This window comes from Planosporangium thailandense, assembly GCF_011947195.1.
Classification (GTDB): domain Bacteria; phylum Actinomycetota; class Actinomycetes; order Mycobacteriales; family Micromonosporaceae; genus Planosporangium; species Planosporangium thailandense.
The window spans coordinates 55546-75665 of sequence record NZ_JAATVY010000023.1 but is presented as its reverse complement, the minus strand read 5'-3'; the positions used below and the strand labels follow the sequence as shown (position 1 = coordinate 75665).

The window sequence follows — 20120 nt, the reverse complement described above, 5'->3', positions numbered from 1 at the left end:
CCGAACCTACGAAAGGAAAGAGTCACATGGCGTTGGACCTTGCCGGGGCAGAGTCGAAGCGGCTGCGGGAGCGCGCACTGTCTGTCATCCCCGGCGCCGTCAACTCGAACATCCGACTCTCCGCCCCGCCGGTGTTCTTCGGCCGGGCCAGTGGCGCGACCCTGTGGGACGTCGACGGCCGCGACTACATCGACTACGTGCTGGGGCAGGGGCCGCACTTTCTCGGGCACGCGTGCGAGCGGGTCAACGCCGCGGTGGCGGAGGCGTGCGCGCAGGGCATGCTGTTCGGCGCCTCGCAGGCGCTGGAGGTGGAGGCCGCCGAACTGGTTCTGCAGGCACTCGGGTGGGCCGAGCGCCTGCGGCTCGGGCTGACCGGGACGGAGTGTGTGCAGGCCGCGCTGCGGCTGTCCCGCGCGGTCACCGGCCGGCGGAAGTTCGTCCGGTTCGACGGGCATTACCACGGCTGGCTCGACAACGTCCTGATCAGCCCGGACGAGCGCGCCCGCCAGGCGAGCGACGGTCAGGTCGGGGAGTATCTCAACGACTCGTTCATCCTGGACTGGAACGACGCCGACGCCCTGGCCGAACTCCTGCGCGAGCACGGCGACAGCATCTGTGCGGTGATCATGGAGCCGGTGATGGTGAACACCGGCGGCATCGAACCGCGGCCGGGTTACCTGCGGCGCGTACGGGAACTGTGCGACCAGTACGGGGTCGTGCTCATCTTCGACGAGGTGATCACCGGCTTCCGGGTGGCCCGTGGCGGCGCCGTCGAGCGGTACGGGGTCGTGCCGGACCTCGCCATCTACGGCAAGGCGATCGGCGGTGGATGGCCGGTGGCCGCTGTGGCCGGGCGCGCGGATCTGATGGACGAGTTCGGCTCGGGCCGGGTGAACCATTCGGGCACCTTCAACGGCTCGGTAATGGCCGCGGCGGCGGTCGTCGCGACGCAGCGACTGCTGGCGGAGAACTCGCCGTACGACCGGGTCGCTGACTACGGGAATGCGCTGATGAAGGGGCTGGCGGCGGTCGCCGCCGACCACGGCGTCGCGCTCAACGTGCACGGTCTGCCGGCGGCCTTCCACGTGTCGTTGGGGCCGCAGATGCCGGTACCCGACCTGCGCACCCTCAACGAGTTGGATCTCGCCGGGTACGCCGCGCTGACCGACCGGTTCGTAGCGCAGGGCCTGTGGGTGATGCGACGCGGGATCTGGTTCGTCTCGGCGGCCCACGGCGACGCCGAACTGGACAGGACGTTGGACCGGTTCGGTGCGGCGCTGGGCGGCGCGTCGTCGTAGACCAATGGTGGCCGTACCGCGGCCGGCCAGCACGGTCGACACCCGTACGCGTATCCGGTCCGCATCGATTCGAAGGGGAAGTGGGAAGCGTTGGCCAATCGCTTGAGAGTCCTCTACATCGTCCCGTCGGAGCCGACGTACCGGCGGCCGTGGGCGGTGGACATGACGGAGGCCATCGGCACGGAACACCATCTCGTCCCGGTTGACGGCAGCAGGTCGCTGATCGAACAGGTGGCTGACGTCGACGTCGTCGTCGACGCCGCCGGCGCGGCTTCACCCGATCTGGCCCGGGCCGCGGCCGGTTCGATGCTGCTGTGGCAGTTGACCTCGGTTGGTTATGACAAATACGACGTAGGGTCATTGCTGGATCACCGCATACCGACCGCCAACTGCCCAGGATTCACCAGTGCGAGTGGGCTTGCCGAATGGGCGATGACGCTGGCCAGCATGGTCCTGCGTCGTTGGTCGGAGATCGGCCACCTGATGAGGTCGGGTCGTACGGACCTGGTCACCGGTCGGCAGTTGCACGGCCGAACTCTTCTTGTCCTCGGCCTGGGCGCGAGCGGTCGCGCCATCGTGCGACTGGCCAGGGCGCACGGAATGCGGGTGATCTGTGTTCGCCGAGCCGGACCCGATGACCGGTTGGCCAAGAAATTGGGGCTGGCCCGGCTCACCGGATTGGATGAGCTCGACGAGACTCTTCCGATGGCTGATGTGGTCTCGCTCCACATTCCCTTGACGGGCGACACCGAGAACATCCTCGACCGCAGGAGAATGGCCCTCATGCGGCCGGGCGCCGTGATCGTGAACGTGAGCCGTGGCGGCCTGCTGGACGAACCGGCCCTGGCTGAGCTCGTGCGTGCCGGGCACCTTGGCGGCGCCGGTCTGGATGTCCTCGCCAAGGAGCCGCCCGATCCGGGTAATCCGTTACTCGACCTGCCACAGGTGGTCGTGACGCCACATGTCGCCGGACTGACCGATCGGACGTCGAAAAGGCGTGCGTTGTTCTGCGCCAGAAACATAAGTCGAGTTGGTGCCGGCCGGGAGCCGCTTTCGCGTATCTGTTCATCGCAGGAACGGTGAAGATGAAGATTTCCAAAGTCGAGACCATCTGGTGCGCCGCGGGTGCGAGCCCGGCACTCACCTTCGTCCGTCTCCACACGGACGGGGGTGTCGTCGGCCTGGGCGAGACGTACTACACCCCGTTGTCCGTGGCGTCGTACGTTCACGAGGTTCTCGCTCCGTACGTCATCGGGCGGGACGTGCTCCGGGACGGCTCGATCTGGGAAGAGCTGTACGCGCAGTCGGCTCGTCGCGGTGCGGGGGGAACCGACATGCGTGCGCTGTCCGCCGTGGATCTGGCCGTGTGGGACCTTCGCGGCAAGCTTCTCGACGTGCCGGTCTACGTACTGCTCGGAGGCAACGACAAGCCGAGCGGCGTACGGATGTACAACACCTGTGCCGGTCGGACGTACGCGGCTGCCCCGGCTGTCGGCCGCGGCGAGTCGGCGGAGCACGATGACCTGTGGCGTTGGCGGCACGCGCCGGCGGAACTTGCCGCGGAGCTGCGCGACGAAGGTTTCGCCGGCATGAAGGTGTGGCCTTTCGACGAGGCTGCCGCCGAGGACCAGGGTCGGCGGATCTCCGCTGGTGCGCTTCGGGCCGGTACGGCCATCCTCGAGGCGATCCGCGGCGCGGTCGGCGGCGACCTCGAGCTCATGCTCGAAGGGCACGGCCAGTGGCAGATCGAGCCGGCCGCGCAGATCCTTCGGGCGGTCGAGCCGCTGAGCCTGCAGTGGGCTGAAGACATGATCCTCGCCCATGACCCGGAGGCGTTACGGACGCTCGCCGCGCGCACCTCGGTACCGATCGCCGCGTCCGAATACCTCATGGGCCGATGGCAGTACCGTGCCGTGCTCTCATCCCAGTCGATCAGCTACCTGCATCTGGATCCGACGTGGTGCGGCGGCATCACCGAGGCGCAGCGCATCCTGGCGCTCGCGTCGAGTTTCGGGGTGGTCTGTTCGATGCATGACTGCACCGGGCCGATGAACCTCCTGGCCGGCCTCCACCTGGCCAGCGCGAACCGGATCGTCGGATACCAGGAGGTGGTGCGCGGCTTTCTGTCCGACCTCTACCCCGAGATGGTCGACACCACCTGGCTGCGCCGGGACGGACGGATGATCGTCCCAGATGCTCCCGGACTCGGCGGTGAGCTCAGCGATCGCTACCTGGCCCGCCCCGATCTCATCCGCAGTGTCACCGAATGACGGGAGACGCGGAGGACCCGTACCTCCACCGACGCGCGGCGAGCGGTACGGGCACCTGGGCGTCGCGGCGATGGCAGCGCCGTCTCAGTCGCGCATCTGCCGGCTGAGACTGCGGGCGACCTTCCGAAGCTGTTTGACCGTGTCCGCGACCTGTTCGCGGGGGAACCGGTCGGCCGGGGCGCTGACGCTGATGCCCGCCGGCAGGCCGGTGCCGCGGATGACCACCGCCACGCACCGGCCGGCGGGCTGGTTCTCAGCGTCGTCTTCGCCGAAGCCCTCGGTGCGTACCCGCTTCAGTTCCGTCAGGTACGAGTCGACACTGGTGATCGTGCTGTCGGTCAGCGCCGGCATCCCGGCTGCCGAGAGGATGGACCGGACGCGGTCCTCGGGAAGCTCCGCGCAGATCGCTTTGCCGAGCGCGGTGCTGTGAATATAGCCCCGGTCCCCGACCCGCGCCGCCAGCCGCATGATGTGCGGTGACTCGGCGACGGCGGTGTGTACGACGTAGGCCCCGTCCAGCACGCCGAGGTTGGTGGTCTCGCCGAGCTGGTCGCGCAGCTTCTCGAGGGCGGGGCGCGCCAGTTCGGTGAGCATCTCGACGGCACGAGTGTTCTGCGGGCGGAAAGCCAGGCCCAGCCGGAAGCTGCTGGTCTCCGGGTCGCGCTCTACGTAGTGCCGGCCTTCCAGGACGGTCAGGTACCGGAAAGCGGAGCTTTTGGGCATGCCGGTGCCCTCGGCGACCTCCGACAGGGACACGGAGCTGTTGGAGTTGGCCAGGATATCCAGGATGTCGCAGACGCGCTCGACCGCACGCAGTGCGTAGGGCGGCCCGGACTCTGCTGGCGCGCTCTGCTTCACGATCGTACCCCTGTCGTCACGTCGGATCTGGGTGTGGGCCTTCATCAGTTCTCCCCGATGTTATTGGATCCACCGCGGCCGGTGGGCGCCGACGTCCGCCCACCTCGGGCCGGTCCGTGCGCCACCGGGTCGTTGTTCCAGCCCTGGCTGGTTCCGCCTTTTGGACAAGGACTTGCCTCGATGCTTGCCTCGACCGATAGCATCCTAGCTGAAACGCCCGTTCCTGTGCATGGAACAGGTGCTGGACTCGGGAGGCCTTATGACCATGTCGGCCGACGACGAGGGTGACCTGCCCAGCGGGCTTCCCGACGTGTTCGAGGTCCGGGGCGCGTCGCCGGGGCCGACCGTCGCCGTGCTCGGTGGCGTACACGGCGACGAGTTGGAAGGCGTCCTCGCCGCGCGCCGGGTCGCGCGGCTGCTCGATCCCGCCGGGCTGCGCGGGACCGTACGGTTCGCCGCGCCCGCTCATCCGGCCGCGTGGTCGGCGATACGCCGGACCAGCCCGCTGGACGGCCTCAACCTGGCCCGGGTGTTTCCCGGCGACCCGCTCGGCAACCCGACCGAACGGGTCGCGGCGGTGCTGACCTCGCAGCTGATCACCGGAGCGGATCTGCTCATCGACCTCCATTCTGCGGGAGAGGGCTTCGACATGCCGCTCCTTGTCGGATACGGCGCCGATGCCGGCGACGTCTCCGAGCGGTCGGCGGCCGCGGCGGAAGCCTTCGCCGCGCCGTTCCTGTGGGAGCACCCCACCACGGCGCCGGGCCGGTCGCTGTCCGCGGCCACGACGCTCGGCATTCCGTCGATCTACGTCGAGGGGCGCGGCGGCGGCCAGGTCCGGCACGCGGACCTCACCTGCTACGTCGGCGGCGTGCTGCGGGTGCTGCGCCATCTCGGGATGATCGACGAGGCGCCCGCGCCGGCGCAGCCCGCGCCCGTGCGGGTCCACGGCGACGGTGACACGGACGGCGGCATCGAAGCCGGCGCCGCCGGCTACTTCGTGACCGCGGTCGAGGTCGGTGACTCGGTCAGCGGCGGAGCACTGCTCGGCGCGCTTCTCGACGAGCACGGCGAGCAGGTCGCGGACGCCCGAAGCCCCCACGACGGAGTCGTGATGCTCCTACGCCGCCACTCACGCACCGAGGTCGGCGACACGCTCGCGATCGTCGCCACCGTCACCGCGCCGCCCGGAGAGGACCCGAGATGACTGACCTGATCGACCCCCGTGTCACGATGGGCGAGGGCGGGACGCCGATGGTCGCGCTGCCCCGGCTGGCCGAACGCTGGGGACTGAAAGCGTTGTGGGGCAAGGCCGAATACGTCAACCCCACCGGCTCGTACAAGGACCGGATCGCGGCGGCCAGCCTCTCGGTCGCGCTTCGCGACGGCATGCGCGGCTGGATAGCCACCTCCTCGGGTAACGGCGGGGCGGCCATGAGCGCGTACGGCGCGCGGGCCGGACTGCCCGGCGTGCTGTGCGTGTTGACCGACGCGCCGGTCGAGAAGCTCGGCTCGATCGCCCCGTACGGCGTCCTGCAACTGTCCATGGACCGGATGGGACCGGACGTCATGGGGCGGCTCGCCGAGATCGCCACGACCGAGGGTCTCCAGCTCACCATCACCGCGCACGCCTACAACCCGGTGGGCATGCGCGGCGCGGACGCGATCGGACACGAGATCGCCGGGCACGGGCGCGCCACGCACGTGTACGTGCCGACCGGAGGTGGCGGGCTGCTGGTGGCGACCGCACGCGGTCTGCGCGACCGCGGGCACGACGCCGCCGTGGTGGTGGCGCAGCCCGCCGGCTGCGCGCCGATCGCCCGGGCGGTCAACAAGGAGATCGTCGAGCCGCGCATCGACGACTGGTCCACCCGGGTCTCCGGGCTCCAACTGCCCGTGCCGCCAGACGGCGAGCTGGCTCGCGAGGCGGTCACCGCGTCGGGCGGGTGGGGCGCGCCGGTCGACGACGACGACGCGTGGGTCGCCCAGGAGTTGCTGGCCCGCACTGAGGGCGTCTTCGTCGAACCGGCGTCGGCGCTCGCGCTCGCGGCTGTCCGCAAGGACGCCGCGGCGGGGAGGTTGGGCGCCGACGATGAGCCCTGCGTCGTCCTGACCGGTCACGGGCTCAAGGACCTCGGACGGTTCACCGGCGCCGACCGTCGCCCAACGCCCACCACATTGGACGAGGTTCAGGACCGGGTTCGGGCCTGGCTCCGCTGACCGCCGCCGGTGGTCAACGACGAAGGGACACGACACATGAGGGAACGCCTGGCCGTGCTGGGCCTGGGACACGAAACCAACACCTTCTCCACCGTGCCGGCCGATCTGCGCAAGTACGAGGACGGGGGCATCCACCGTGGACAGGCGCTCGTCGACCACTACGCGGAATCCCAGGCTACCTGGGCCGGGTTCCTGGCACCGCGGCCGGACGATCCGGTCGAGACGGTGCCCCTGCTCGCCGCCTGGATCAATCCGTGCGGCGCGATCACCCGCGAGGCGTTCGAAACGATCGTCGACGAGATGACGGAGCGTCTCGCGGCCGCCCTGCCCGTCGACGGCGTCCTGCTGGGCCTGCACGGCGCGGCGGTGGCGGACGGCTATCCGGATGCCGACGCCGAGATGGCCGAGCGGGTACGCGCGGTCGTCGGGCCGAATGTCCCGATCGGCGCTGTCCTGGACATGCACGCGAACGTGAGTCCCCGGCTGGTGGAGCACGTCGACGTGCTCCTTCCGTACCAGACGAATCCGCACGTGGACGCTCGCGCCCGGGGCATCGAGTGCCGCGACCGGGTGGTCGAGATCATCCGTACCGGGCGCCGTCCGGCCCTCGCGCTCGAACAGCTGCCCCTGGTGGTCACGATCACCCGACAGGACACCCGCGAGGAACCGATGCGCGGCCTGCTCGAGTACGAGCGGCGGTTGGAGCAGCGCGACGGGGTGCTGGACGTCAGCGTCGTGGAAGGCTTCCCCTACGCCGACGTGCCGCAGATGGGCATGTCGGTGCTGGCGGCCCACCGGGACGGTCCGGCCGCGGCGCGGCGGGTGGCGCGTGAGATGGCAGAGCGCGTCTGGGCGGCGCGCGAGGCGCTGCAGGGCGACGGCGTCACCGTCGAGGACGCCATCGCGCGGATCGCGGCGCACCGTGGCGACAAGCCGCTGCTCGTCCTGGACGTGGGGGACAACGTCGGCGGCGGTGGGCCCGGTGACTCGACGGTGCTGCTGGCCGCGGCCGTACGCGAGAAGGTGGGCGGGATCGTCGTCGTCCTGCTGGACCCTCAGGCGGTGGAGAGCCTGGCCGACCGTGCCGTCGGCGACCGGGTCCGGATCGCCGTCGGCGGCCGGTCGGTGGAGCAGGACGGCGCGCCGGTGGACCTGGACGCCGTGCTGGTCGGCCGCTCGGACGGGCGGTACGAGGAGCCGACCATGGCCCACGGCGGCCTGCGCTACTTCGACGCCGGTCCGATGGTCGCGCTGCGCACGGACGACCGCATCACCGTCGTGCTGACCTCCAAGCTCGTGCAGCCGATCACTCCCCGGCAGCTGACGGCCGTGGGCCTCGACCCCGGCTCGTTCCGGGCGATCACGGCCAAGGGGGTCAACGGTCCCCGCGCCGGCTACGCCGACGCCTGCGGCGACCTGGTGGTGGTGGACACCCCGGGCGTCACCCGGCTGTCGGTGCAGGGCTTCACCTACGCCAACCGCCGGCGGCCCATGTACCCATACGAGCCGGACGCGACCTACGAACCGGCGCCGGCACCGGACGACAAGGAGAACTGACATGCCACGTGAGGCGATCGTCGAGGGCGACGTTCCGCTCAGCCACCTGCCCTTCTCACCCGCCGTGCGCGCCGGCGACCTCGTCTTCGTGTCCGGGCAGGCGTCGGTGGACGACACCGGCGCCTACGTGGAGGAGGACTTCGCGGGGGAGATGGACCGTGCGATGAGGAACGTCGAACGGATCCTCGCGGCGGCCGGCGCGACCATGGACGACATCGTGCAGGTGCGCTCGTACCTGGGTGACATGTCCTACCGTGACGATTACAACCGGCTGTACCCGCGGTACTTCCGGACGCCGCTGCCGGCGCGCACCACCGTCGCCGGGGAGATCGGGTCCCTGAAGTTCGAGATCGACGTGATCGCCTACGCGCCACGCCACAAGGGTGATGCGTGAGTCGTCCGGTCCGGAGGCCTGAGCCGTCGGTGCCGACGGTGACCGCCGAACCCGTCGACGCGCCCGCGTGCGCGCTCGGAGAGAGCCCGCGGTGGGCGCACGGCGCCTGGTGGTGGGTGGATGCCGAGGCGGGGGTGCTGTGGACCGCGGACGCCGCGCTCACCGCCGGCGGCGCGACGGCGGTCGCGCTGCTGCGCACCGGCGGCCGGCTCAGCCTCGTGCACCCGGCTGCCGACGGGCCGGTCGTGGTCGCCAGCGGCAACGATCTCCTGTTGGTGGACGCCTCCGGCGCCGCCGCGCCCCGCGTCTGGTCACGCCTGGACCTGCCGGCCGGCTGGGTGCTCAACGACGGCGTCGCCGACCCGGACGGTCGGCTGTGGATCGGTGCGGTACATCCGGACCGCCTGCCGGGATCCGGTCGGTTGTACGTCGTCGAACCGGACGGTACGGCGCGCGTCGCCGCGGAGGGGTTCGCGCTGTCCAACGGGATGGCGTGGCGGTCGTCGACGGTGCTCGTCCACGCCGACTCACTCGACCGTTGTCTGTGGCGGCACGAGGTGGACGCGGGCGGAGCGACCGTCATCCGGTCACACCGGACGGTGACGTTCCCCGCCGAGCCTCCGGGCGACCCGGATGCGGGACCGCGGGGGCTTCCCGACGGGGTGGCGCTCGACCGCGACGGTGGACTGTGGGTCGCGCTGTACGGGTCGGGGCAGGCGTGGCGTCTGGTGGAAGGCCGGGTCGACACGGTCATCGAGGTGCCGACCCCGCGGGTGACCAGTGTGGCCCTGGGCGGAGCCGACGGCCGCGATGTCCTGATCACCTCAGCCCAGGAGGGCATGGACGAGGCCGCCCTTGCGGCGGACCCGCTGGCCGGACGCCTTTTCCGGGCGCGTGTGGCGGTGCCGGCGGGCCCGGTGCCGGCGGCGCGGCCAGGACATTGATCCGTAACCAAAACTTGACAGTGGGCCCGGCCGGAAGCCTTGACCGTGCCGCTCCATGTTTCTGATACTGAACACTCTATTTCACACAGCGAAACCTAACCAATGAATGGTCCACCTTGCTTCCGCAATGAAAGGTGCACACATGGTTCGCCGACAGGCACGAAGAATGGGCCGGGTCGCCGTGGCCGCGGTCGTGGGAGCTGCGCTGCTTCTCACCGCCGCGTGCAGCTCGTCCGGGAGCGGTGGGACCAAGACCAAGGGCGGCTACCTGCCCGCGTCGGCCCGCAAAGCGGCCAACAAGCTCGTTCTGGTGGCGTCACAGGACCCGGGCACGCTCGACTACGTCAAGAACAACCTGACGGCGCTGATCCTGTGGCTGCCCGGCAACGTGGTCGAGCCGCTGCTGAGCTTCGACAAGAACGGCGACGCTCAGCCGAACGTCGCGGAGTCGTGGAAGGTCAGTGACGACCAGACCACCTACACCTTCAAGATCCGCGATGTGAAGTTCTCCGACGGCTCGCCGGTGACCGCCGACGACGTCGTCTACTCGCTCGAGACCATGCGCAAGAGCCCGATCACCACCTACTCGGCGCCCTACACCGCGGTGCAGACGATCCAGGCCACCGGCGACCACGAGGTGACGGTCAAGCTCAGCCGGCCCAGCCAGTCGTTCATCCACGGCATGGGCGGCATGTCCGCGCTCATCCAGCCGAAGGCCGCGGCCGCCAACATCGCCACGAAGCCGATCGGCACCGGCCCGTACGTGCTGGACCGGTACGTGCAGGGCACCAACATGATCTTCAAAGCCAACCCGAACTACTGGGGCAAAGCGCCGAGCATCAAGGAGGTGGAGGTCCGCATCATGCCCGACGGCACCGCGGCCCTCAACGCCCTGCGCGCCGGCGAGGTCGACGCGTTCCCGGTCATCACGATCGACAAGTGGGAGCGGTTGACCAAGGAGAAGTTCGGCGACACCTTCAACCTCATCACCTACCCGCAGGTCGGTGAGATGCTCTACGTGACGTTCAACGCCACGCAGGCCCCCTACAACAATCCGGCCCTGCGCAAAGCGCTGGCCGAGACGTTCAACCGCCAGCAGTTCATCGACGCCTTCAACGCACCGTGGGGCGCCAAGGCCACCTGCGGCTACGGCCTCGACAACACCTCCTGGTTCGAGAAGGAGAGCAAGGCGAGCTGCCCGGCACCGTTCGACACCGCCGCGGCGAAGAACGATCTGAAGGCGGCCGGCTACAACGGCGAGGAGCTCGAATTCGCCTCGCTGAGCGACGTGCCGGACCTGTCCCTGCCGGCGGACCTGCTGATCCAGCAGCTCAACGGGTCCGGGGTGAAGGTCAAGCGGGACGCGATCACGCTGGCCCGGTACTCGCAGCAGATTTTCCAGCAGAAGCCGCCGCAGTTCGGGATCACCGTCATGTCCGACCCGGCCCCGATCACGCAGTTCGCGTGCGCGGACCAGTCGCAGATGGGCTGGACGACCTACTGCAGCCCGGAGATGACCGACCTGATGAACAAGGCGGACGCGGCGAAAACCAAGCAGGAGTACGAGGACCTGATGAAGCAGGCGGACGACGTGCTCAAGAAGGACGCGGTGATCGTCCCGCTGCTGTCCAAGAGCGGCGTGGGGCTGCTCCGGCCGGACCTGAAGGGCTGGCAGGAGCCGAAGATCCTCGTCGACATCGACTTCGCCAACCTGCACTGGTAGCCGTGGAAACCGTCCAGAAGTGACGGTCAGGGGGCGCGCCTGGCGGCGTGCCCCCCTGACCGGACTCCATACACCGCCTCAAAAACTGGAGAGGCATGCTGGTCTTTCTCGCGCGCCGGCTGGCGTTCTTCGTCATGGCGCTCATCACGTCGTCGATCCTCATCTTCGCCCTGATCCGGCTAGCCGGTGGCAACGTCGCCTCCGTGATGCTGGGCAAGGCCGCGAAGCCGGAGGCCATCGCCGCGCTGTCCAAGGAGCTGGGCCTGGACCGCCCGCTGCCGGTGCAGTACTTCGACTGGGCCTGGGGGATGCTGCGGGGTGACCTCGGCATCTCGTTCCGGACCCGCGAGCCGGCCACCAGCCTGCTCCTCGAACGCCTGCCGGTCAGCGTGCCACTGGCCCTCGCCGGCATGATCCTGGCGCTGCTCATCGCGGTGCCCGTCGGCACGTACGCGGCGACGAAGGTCGGTACGCCCATCGGCGCGTTCGTGGCGTTCACCAGCCAGGTGGGGATCGCCATCCCGGTGTTCTGGGCCGGCGTGCTCCTGTCGCTGTTCTTCGGGGTGCGTCTCGGCTGGCTGCCGACCGGTGGGTGGGTGCCCTGGTCGGCATCGCCCATCGACTCCATCCGGTCCCTCGCGCTGCCGGTCATCGCGCTCGGGCTGGTGATGGCGGCGACGTTGAGCAGGTACACCCGGACGGCGGTGCTCGACGTGATGAACGAGGACTACGTCCGCACGGCGCGCGCCTCGGGGATGACGAAGCGGGGTGCCCTCCTGCGGGTGGGCGTGCGCAACGCGTCCCTCCCGCTGGTGACCGTCGTGGGCCTGCTCGCGGCCGAGCTGATCGGCGGCACAGTGATCATCGAACAGGTCTTCTCGCTGCCGGGGCTGGCCCGCATGGTTCTCGACCAGGTGCAGGCGCGCGAGGTCATCGTCGTACAGAGCACCGTGATGATCATGGTGGCGTTCGTGCTCGTGGTGAATCTGATCGTCGACATCCTGTACGGCGTGCTCGACCCGAGAGTGAGGGTGAGTCGATGAGCAGCGCTGCCGAAGGCGCCATGACGTCGCACGAACTGGCGTCAGGCGGCGGCCCCGTACCCACTGGCGGCGTGGGTCGACGCGTTCTCGGTAACGCGTCGCTCGTCGTCGGCGTCGTCATGACCGTGGCCCTCGTCGCCGTCGCCGCCCTGTCGCTGGTATGGACGCCGGCCGACCCCAACCTGGCCGCGCCGGCGGATCGGCTGCTGCCGGCCGGGTCCCACGGGCACCTGCTCGGCACCGACGCGCTCGGCCGCGACATCGCCAGCGCACTGATGGTCGGAGCCCGTACCTCGATCACCGTGGCAGCGGGCGCGGCCCTGCTCGGGGTAGTGCTGGGCACGATCAGCGGCCTGACAGCCGCGGCGGCGCGGCCGGTGGTCAGCGAGTCCATCATGCGTGGCGTGGACATTCTCCTGGCGATGCCGGGCATCGTGTTCGCGCTGGTGCTGGCGGCGACGGTCGGCGCGGGGGTCGGTTCGACGATCTTCGCGTTGACCGTCTTCTTCGTACCGTCCTTCACCCGCGTGGTCCGGGCGGCCGCGCTGCGCGTCCTGGCCGAGGACTACGTCACGGCCGCCGAACTGTACGGGCGGCGCAAGGTCTTCATCCTCGCCCGGCATGTGCTGCCGAACATCTTCTCGGTACTGATCGTGCAGTTCACCCTGTACTTCGCCGCCGGAATCCTCACCGAGGCGGGCCTGTCCTACCTGGGCGTCGGCGTGAACCGGCCGGCGGTCTCCTGGGGCATGCTGCTCAAGGAGGCGCAGGACACGGTCGGCGTGTCCGGCCCGCTGGCGATCTGGCCCGGGCTGGCCATCGTGTTCGCCGTGCTCGGCCTGAACATGCTGGGCGACGGCCTGCGCGACGTACTCGACCCGCGCCTTCGGAAGAGGAGCTCATGACGACGCAGACCGTGCTCGACGTGCGTGGGCTGGTGGTCCGACGCGATGACCTGAAGGCCGTGCGCAACGTCGACTTCCAGATCCGGGCGGGGCAGCGGGTCGGCCTCGTCGGCGAGTCCGGCGCCGGCAAGAGCCTGACCGCGCTGGCCGTGATGGGGCTGCTCCAACCCGGCTGGACCACCGAGGGGCAGGTGCTCCACGACAACGTCGACCTCACGACCATCTCCGACCGCGAGTTCTCCAACCGCCGAGGCCGCACCGTCTCGATGGTGTTCCAGGACCCGCTGTCGGCGCTCAACCCCACGAAGCGCGTCGGCGCGCAGGTGAGCTGGGTGATCCGGCGCCACACGAAGGTGACCCGGGACGAGGCGCGAGCCCGGGTGCTCGACCTGTTCAAGCAGATGCACCTGCCACGGCCGGAGCAGTTGCTGCGCGCGTACCCGCACGAATTGTCGGGCGGGCAGCGCCAGCGGGTGATGATCGCGATGGCCATCGCGTGCTACCCGCAGCTGATCATCGCGGACGAGCCGACCACGGCGCTCGACGTCACCGTGCAGAAGCAGGTGCTCCGGCTGCTCGATGGCGCGGTGAAGGACCGCGGCAGCGCGCTGCTCATGATCACCCATGATCTGCCCGTCATCGCGGCGATGTGCGACTACGTCATGGTCATGTACGGCGGCCGGCTCGTGGAGCAGGGGCCGGTGGGAGAGGTGTTCCGCTCCCCGCGCCACCCGTACACCAAGGGGCTCCTGGAGTCCCAGCCCACATTGGACAACATCGAGCTGGAGGGGACGACGCGCTTGCCGTCCATCCGCGGGAGCGTCCCGCCACTTCACGCCATGCCGACCGGCTGCCCTTTCCGGACCCGGTGCGACCGCGCCACCGCCCAGTGCGAGATTGTGCCGGAGCTCGAAGGCGACACCTCCCAGGCCGCCTGCTGGCACCCCCTCGACGCGCACTCGCCGGTGGTAGGGGCATGACCGCGCGGACGGCGGACACCGCCGCGACCGACGCCGTCCCGATCATCGCGGCCCGTGGCGTGTGCCAGGAGTACAAGCTGGCGCGCAAGTCCCTTTTCGGGCAGCGGGAACGCTTGGCGGCGCTCCAGGACGTCGACTTCCACGCCATGCCCGGCGAGGCCGTCGGGCTGGTGGGGGAGTCCGGATCCGGCAAGTCGACCCTGACCCGGGTACTCGTGGGGCGCGAACGGCCGACCGCGGGGGTCATGGAGTACGAGGGGCGCGACGTCTGGTCGCTCGACGGGGCCGGCCGGCGGCAGTTCCGGCGGTCGGTGCAGGTGGTACTGCAGAATCCACGCTCGTCGCTCGACCCGCGGATGACGGTGGGCGTATCCCTGGTGCAGCCGCTGCGGGCGCTGCACATCGACGTCGATCCGAAGGCCCGCGTACGCGAGGTGCTCGAGCAGGTCGGGCTCGGCGTCGACGTGCTGAGCAAGTACCCGCACGAGTTCTCCGGCGGCCAACTGCAGCGCATCGCGATCGCGCGGGCGCTGATGCCGCACCCGAAGGTCGTCATCGCCGACGAGCCGGTCTCGGCGCTGGACGTCTCGATCCAGGCCCAGGTGCTCAACCTCCTCAAGGACCTGGTGGCCGAACTCGGGCTCACCCTCGTGCTCATCGCGCACGATCTGTCGGTCGTCGCCTATACGACCAGCCGGGTCGCGGTGATGTCGGCGGGACGGATCGTCGAGACCGGCCGCCCCGCCGACCTGTTCCGTCACCCGACGGCCGAGGCCACCCAGGCGCTGGTCGACTCGGTGCTCACCGTCGAAAAGGGTCTGGAAGGAAGTGCACTGCTATGAGTACGGGTCGGCTCGCCGGGCGTACGGCGCTCATCACCGGGGCCTCGCGCGGTATCGGCGCGGCGGTCGCGCGCGCCTTCGTCGCCGAGGGCGCCCGCGTCGCGCTGGCGCACGAGCCCACAGCCGCCATGGCCGAACTGGCCGAGCAGTTGGCCGATGAGCTTCGCGCCGGCGGTGGGCAGGCGGTCGCCCTCGCCGGTGATCTGGCCGAACCGACCGGGCCGGCCGAGGTGGTGGCGAAGGCCCGGGAGGCGCTCGGCCCGCTGAACATCCTGGTCGCGAACGCCGCGGCGTCTGGACGGTCGCCGTACCAGGACATCTCGGTGGCGCAGTGGGATCTCGTGCAGGCGGTCAACACGCGCGGCACGTGGCTGCTGGCCAAGGCGGTCCGCGACGACCTCATCGCGACGCGCGGCTGCATCATCAACCTCACCTCGGTGATGGTCCGCACCGGGCAGCCGTGGGCCGTGCACTACACGGCCTCGAAGGCAGCGATCCTCGGCATGACCCGTGCGCTCGCCCGTGAGCTGGGCCCGCACTACGTACGGGTCAACGCGGTCATGCCCGGCGCGATCCGTACCGAGAACGAGGTCGAGCTCGAGGCCGACCCGGCGGTCGTCGCCGCGGAGATCCTGCCGCTGCAGTCGATTCCGCGCCGGGGCCTGGCCGAGGACCTCGCCGGCGCCTTCGTGTTCCTTGCCAGCGACGAGGCGGCGTTCATCACCGGCCAGGTGATAAACGCCGACGGCGGCTGGGTGATGTACTGACGGCGCGTCGCCGCGCCCCGCGGTCACCGGGTGCACGCCTCCAGCAGTTCGAGGATGTGCCGGTAGGTGTGGCCGGTCGCCCGCGACATGCCCAGCTCGCAGGTGCGGTTGTTCGACACGTACTCGTCGAACCGGGCACCCGCGAGCTCGGCCGCCTCGGGCCGGGTCGCCGCCGCGGTCACCTCGGGGTGCAGCAGGCCCCGATCGCCGGCGAACCCGCAGCAGCGCCAGGTCGCCGGCACGGTGACCGAGTCGGCGCAGGCGTCCGCCAGCGCCAGCAGATCGGCGGTCGAGCCGAGATGCTCGCTGGAGCAGGTCGGATGTACCGCCACCGACGCCACCCGGCGGGTGACGGTGAGTCGGGGCAGCACGTCCGTGCGCGTGTACGTCACCGCGTCCACGATGGGCAGGGCGGCGAAACTGTCGGCCGCGTCGCCGGTGAGGTGGGCGCCGATTTCGCGCAGGCCGAGCCCGCACGACGAGGCGTCGCAGACCACGGGGAGGCGTCCGCCGTCCGACGCCGCCCACACGGCCTCGAACGTCCGGTGCGCCATCACGTCGTACCCGCGGGTGAGCCCCTTCGATTTCCACGGGGTGCCGCAGCACAGCCCGGCCACGCCGTCCGGTACGGCGAGCGCCAGCCCGGCCCGTTCGCACAGCGACTGGAAGGCGGTCGCGGCTCCCACCGCCATCGTGTCGTCCCCGTCGACAGCGGGTCCGAACAGCGCGTTGATACAGGCCGGAAAGAACACGGCGGCCGCGTCGCCCGGCGTTCGGGGCCGGGGCCGCCGCGGGCCCGCGCCGGGCAGATCGGCACCGAGCTGCGGCACCCAGTCCTCGGAAAGGATCCGCCGGGCCGCCCTGCTGCCGGCCGACAGCACGTTGGTGGGTAGCGCGTCGGCGACGCGCAGGGCCGCCCGGAGTCCGTTGACCGTGCCGCCCCAGTGCGCGGCGGCGGTCGCCCCCGCGCGCTGCGCGGTGGCCGAGTGCCGGCGCTCGCGGTCGGCCTTCATGACGGAGCCGGTGTCGATGCCGACGGGGCAGGCGGACCGGCACATCGAGTCCGCCGCGCAGGTGTCGACGGCGTCGTAGCCGAAATCGCGTCGAAGCGCTCGGGCGCGCGCGGTGTCTCCGGCAGCATCCGCCGCCGCGATCTCGCGCATGATCACGATGCGCTGCCGGGGCGTGGTCGTCAGGTCCTGTGACGGGCAGACCGGCTCGCAGTATCCACACTCGACGCAGGTGTCCACGGCCGGATCGGCCGGCAGCGGGATCTTGAGGTCCTTGAGGTGAGTGCGCGGGTCGTCGCTGAGGACGGTGCCAGGGTTCAGCAGAACCGCCGGGTCGCACAGGTCCTTGATGGCCCGCATCACCCCGTACAGTTCGTCGCCGAACTGCCGGCGCACGTACGGCGCCATGATGCGGCCGGTGCCGTGCTCGGCCTTGAGCGAGCCGTTCGCGCCGAGCACCAGGTCGACGAGGTCCTCCGTGAAAGCCTCGTACCGGCTCAGCTCGTCAGGGTCGTCGAAGCGCGGGTTGATCAGGAAGTGCAGGTTGCCGTCCTTGGCGTGGCCGAAGATGACGGCGTCGTCGTACCCGTACCGGGCGAACAGCGCGGTGAGCCGCTCGGTCGTGTCGGTGAGCCGGTCGAGCGGCACCACGATGTCCTCCAGCAGCGCCGTGCTGCCCAACGGACGCGCCCCGGCCACGAGGGTGTACAGGCCTTTGCGGAGGTGCCAGAGCGTGGCGCGTTCCGCCGGGTCGGTAGTGAACCGGGCCGCGGTGGACAGTGCGAGCGTCGCGAGAACCGACGACGCCGCTGCCAGCTCGGCGTCGAGCTGCCCGGTGGTGGCCGCCTGCAGTTCGACCAGCAGGGCGGTGTGTGACCGTACCCGCACGCCGGCCAGCACCGCTGCGCCCTGCGGTTCACGTTGGACGACCCGCAGTGACGCCGCGTCCATGAGCTCGACGGTACGCGCGCCGGCCGCCAGCAGCCCGGGTACCGAGTCCGTGGCCTGTCGCAGGGAGTCGAACACGAGCAGGGCGGTCGCGACGTGCGGCCGGACCGGCACCGTGTCGAAGACCGCTTCGGCGATGAACGCCAACGTTCCCTCGGAGCCGACCAGCAGGTGGCTCAGGATGTCCACTGGGCGGTCGAAGTCCAGCAGCGCGTTGAGCGAGTACCCCATGGTGTTCTTCATGGAGAACTGGTGGCGGATGCGGGCGACGGAGTCGGCGTTTCCGCGTACCCGGTCGCGAAGCTCTGCGAGGCCCTGCCACAGCCGCGGCTCGCGGGTGCGCAGCAGGTCGTCGGCGCCGGTGTGGGCGGTGTCGACGACGGTGCCGGAGGGCAGGACGAACGTCATGGACCGTAGCGTGTGATAGGCGTTGAGGGCGGTGCCGCAGGCCATCCCGGACGAGTTGTTCGCCAGCACTCCGCCGACGGTGCAGGCGGCCTCGCTGGCCGGATCCGGCCCGAGCTTGGTGCGGTACGGCGCCAGCCGGGCGTTCACCGCGCGGACTGTCGCGCCGGGCTGGCTCCGGACGCGCGCGCCGTCGTCGAGGACCTCGACCCGCCGGAAGTTCCGGCGGGTGTCAACCAGGAGGTCGTTGCTGCCCGCCTGTCCGGACAGGCTGGTGCCGCCCGACCGGAACGTGACGGGAAGGTTGTTGTCGGCGGCGAGGCGGAGCAGTCCGGCGACGTGGTCGGCGTCGCGCGCGGTGACGACGACGCGCGGCTGCCGCAGGTAGTGCGAGGCGTCGTGGGCCATCGCCGCGAGGTCGATGGGCCGGGTCCGTACGTTTCCGGGATCGCTCAGGGCGCGCAGCGCCTCGAGGGCGGACCGGTCCAGGGGTCGGTTGACAGCCATGGTGGCCTTTCCGGATGATGCCGGTCAGGCCCGCTTGGCCACGGGGCCCGGCCCTTGCGAGAGGGTGGCCGCGAGCGACTCGTCGAAGACCGCGACCGTCTGCGCGATGTCGGCGTCGCTGTGTGCGGTCGACAGGTACCACCGGCCGCCGGGCAGGGTGAAAACGCCGCGGCGCAGCATCTGCACCCCGAGCCGGTCGTAGAACTCCTGGTCGGCGGCCAGGAACGCGTCGAACGAGTCGGCGTTCTCGACTCCGGCGATGCACTGCACGACCGGACCGACCTGGTGCACTGTGGACGGTACACCGTGGCGGGCCAGCGCCGCCCGCATGCCGTCGGCCAGGGCCGTGCCGCGCCGCTCGAAGTCCTCGTACACATCGGGCTCCGCGAGCGCGTCGAGGGTCGCGCTGCCCGCCGCGAGCACAACCGGGTTGCCGTTGTAGGTGCCGGCGTGGACGACGCCCTTCGTGGTGCGGTCGATGATCTCGGCGCGACCGGCCACGGCCGCCAGTGGGTAGCCACCCGCGATCGCCTTCGCGAGGACGACCAGGTCCGGCGTCACGCCGTACCGCGTGACGGCGCCGCCCGATCCGATCCGGAAGCCAGTGATGACTTCGTCGAACACTAGGATGGTGCCGGTGGCGTCGCACAGGTCGCGTAGGCCCTGGAGGAATCCGAGCGGGGGTGCGAGCACACCGGAGTTGCACAGCACGGGCTCGCAGAATACGGCCGCGATGTCCGAGTCGGGCGCTTTCAGCAGGTCGGCGGTCGCTTCCAGGTCGCCCCACGTGACCAGCGCGAGATCCTCCATCGCTGCGGGATTCTGGCCGAGGCTGCCGAGGCCCAGCGATCCGTCCGGGCCGGGGCGGTACCCGACGAGCATCGTGTCGGACCACCCGTGGTAGTGCCCGGTGAACTTGACGAAGCGGTGCCGGCCGGTGGCGGCGCGGGCGAGGCGGAGGGCGACCTGGGTCGCCTCCGAACCGGTGTTGCTCCACAGGACGCGCTCCGTGCCGGGTATGCGCGCGAGAACCTTCTCGGCGACCTCTGCCTCGAGGAGGTGCCCCGAGCCGTACGTGGCGCCCAACGGCAGTTGCCGGCTGACGGCTTCGGTGAGGCCGGGGTGGCCGTGCCCCAGGATCACCGGACCCCAGCCGAGGACGTAGTCGAGGTAGGTGTTGCCGTCCAGATCGGTCAGCCGAGGGCCCTGTCCGCCCTGGAAGAAGATGGGGTGCGGTTTCATCGAGGCGCGTAGACCGGTCGAGACGCCGCCGCCCAGCGAGGCCTTGGTCCGCTCCCATGCTTGTTGTGACGCCGGCCATGCAGCGATCGTCATTCCGTCTCCCGCGGTTGAGCGACTACGTCGTTGGGTTTTACAGAATGGAATACCGGTTCCAATTGCTTCACGCTACTATCGCGCGATGAGTCGGTCAATGTGGTGCGCCGATGG

Annotated in this window: 17 protein-coding genes; 14 read left to right on the top strand and 3 right to left on the bottom strand. The window is 70.3% G+C overall.

Annotated features, from left to right (window positions below):
- The first annotated feature begins 26 nt into the window (after positions 1 to 26).
- The 3 genes from HC031_RS25010 to HC031_RS25000 all read left to right on the top strand — a co-directional run bounded on the left by HC031_RS25010 (position 27) and on the right by HC031_RS25000 (position 3568).
- Positions 27 to 1298 (top strand): aspartate aminotransferase family protein, encoded by a 1272-nt coding sequence (locus tag HC031_RS25010; protein ID WP_167927862.1) that lies wholly within the window; start codon positions 27 to 29, stop codon positions 1296 to 1298.
- 162 nt (positions 1299 to 1460) lie between these two features.
- The gene (locus HC031_RS25005; protein ID WP_167927861.1) at positions 1461 to 2381 is read left to right on the top strand and encodes an NAD(P)-dependent oxidoreductase; all 921 of its coding nucleotides are present in this window, start codon (positions 1461 to 1463) and stop codon (positions 2379 to 2381) included.
- Positions 2382 to 2383: 2 nt separating this feature from the next.
- Positions 2384 to 3568 carry a mandelate racemase/muconate lactonizing enzyme family protein gene (locus HC031_RS25000; protein ID WP_167927860.1) on the top strand — a complete coding sequence of 395 codons (1185 nt, stop codon included), beginning with the start codon at positions 2384 to 2386 and terminating at the stop codon, positions 3566 to 3568.
- Positions 3569 to 3652: 84 nt separating this feature from the next.
- Here the strand turns inward: HC031_RS25000 and HC031_RS24995 are convergent, their stop codons facing one another.
- The gene (locus HC031_RS24995) at positions 3653 to 4471 is read right to left on the bottom strand and encodes an IclR family transcriptional regulator (protein ID WP_167927859.1); all 819 of its coding nucleotides are present in this window, start codon (positions 4469 to 4471) and stop codon (positions 3653 to 3655) included.
- A gap of 214 nt (positions 4472 to 4685) precedes the next feature.
- On the opposite strand from HC031_RS24995, the gene HC031_RS24990 reads away from it, so the two are divergent.
- The 11 genes from HC031_RS24990 (at position 4686) to HC031_RS24940 (ending at position 15801) form a co-directional block, all read left to right on the top strand.
- Positions 4686 to 5633 (top strand): succinylglutamate desuccinylase/aspartoacylase family protein, encoded by a 948-nt coding sequence (locus HC031_RS24990; protein ID WP_167927858.1) that lies wholly within the window; start codon positions 4686 to 4688, stop codon positions 5631 to 5633.
- Positions 5630 to 6646 carry a pyridoxal-phosphate dependent enzyme gene (locus tag HC031_RS24985; protein ID WP_167927857.1) on the top strand — a complete coding sequence of 339 codons (1017 nt, stop codon included), beginning with the start codon at positions 5630 to 5632 and terminating at the stop codon, positions 6644 to 6646. The genes HC031_RS24990 and HC031_RS24985 overlap by 4 nt, the downstream gene beginning before the upstream one ends.
- 36 nt (positions 6647 to 6682) lie before the next feature.
- Positions 6683 to 8203, top strand: a complete 1521-nt coding sequence (locus HC031_RS24980) for a M81 family metallopeptidase (protein ID WP_167927856.1) — start codon at positions 6683 to 6685, stop codon at positions 8201 to 8203.
- 1 nt (position 8204) lies between these two features.
- Positions 8205 to 8597 (top strand): RidA family protein, encoded by a 393-nt coding sequence (locus HC031_RS24975; RefSeq protein ID WP_167927855.1) that lies wholly within the window; start codon positions 8205 to 8207, stop codon positions 8595 to 8597.
- Between the two features lie 38 nt (positions 8598 to 8635).
- Positions 8636 to 9541, top strand: coding sequence for an SMP-30/gluconolactonase/LRE family protein (locus HC031_RS24970; protein ID WP_167927854.1), 906 nt, complete (start codon positions 8636 to 8638; stop codon positions 9539 to 9541).
- A gap of 142 nt (positions 9542 to 9683) precedes the next feature.
- Entirely contained in the window at positions 9684 to 11264 is a 1581-nt protein-coding gene (locus HC031_RS24965) for an ABC transporter substrate-binding protein (RefSeq protein WP_167927853.1), read from the top strand.
- 95 nt (positions 11265 to 11359) lie between these two features.
- A complete protein-coding gene (locus tag HC031_RS24960; RefSeq protein WP_167927852.1) occupies positions 11360 to 12307 on the top strand; it encodes an ABC transporter permease in 948 nt (315 codons plus the stop codon).
- Positions 12304 to 13212, top strand: a complete 909-nt coding sequence (locus tag HC031_RS24955; protein WP_205863218.1) for an ABC transporter permease — start codon at positions 12304 to 12306, stop codon at positions 13210 to 13212. The genes HC031_RS24960 and HC031_RS24955 overlap by 4 nt, the downstream gene beginning before the upstream one ends.
- Positions 13209 to 14192, top strand: coding sequence for an ABC transporter ATP-binding protein (locus HC031_RS24950; RefSeq protein WP_167927851.1), 984 nt, complete (start codon positions 13209 to 13211; stop codon positions 14190 to 14192). Before HC031_RS24955 ends, HC031_RS24950 begins: the two co-directional genes overlap by 4 nt.
- Positions 14189 to 15034: an ATP-binding cassette domain-containing protein gene (locus HC031_RS24945; RefSeq protein ID WP_167927850.1), complete on the top strand. Its 846-nt coding sequence runs from the start codon at positions 14189 to 14191 to the stop codon at positions 15032 to 15034. The genes HC031_RS24950 and HC031_RS24945 overlap by 4 nt, the downstream gene beginning before the upstream one ends.
- On the top strand, positions 15031 to 15801 hold the full coding sequence (locus tag HC031_RS24940; RefSeq protein WP_167927849.1) for an SDR family NAD(P)-dependent oxidoreductase: 771 nt from the start codon (positions 15031 to 15033) through the stop codon (positions 15799 to 15801). Before HC031_RS24945 ends, HC031_RS24940 begins: the two co-directional genes overlap by 4 nt.
- 23 nt (positions 15802 to 15824) lie before the next feature.
- On the opposite strand, the gene HC031_RS24935 is transcribed toward HC031_RS24940, so the two are convergent.
- Together HC031_RS24935 and HC031_RS24930 are read right to left on the bottom strand one after the other, a co-directional pair.
- On the bottom strand, positions 15825 to 18671 hold the full coding sequence (locus HC031_RS24935) for an FAD-binding and (Fe-S)-binding domain-containing protein (protein ID WP_167927848.1): 2847 nt from the start codon (positions 18669 to 18671) through the stop codon (positions 15825 to 15827).
- Between the two features lie 24 nt (positions 18672 to 18695).
- Positions 18696 to 20006: an aspartate aminotransferase family protein gene (locus tag HC031_RS24930; RefSeq protein WP_167927847.1), complete on the bottom strand. Its 1311-nt coding sequence runs from the start codon at positions 20004 to 20006 to the stop codon at positions 18696 to 18698.
- Positions 20007 to 20120 lie beyond the last annotated feature (114 nt).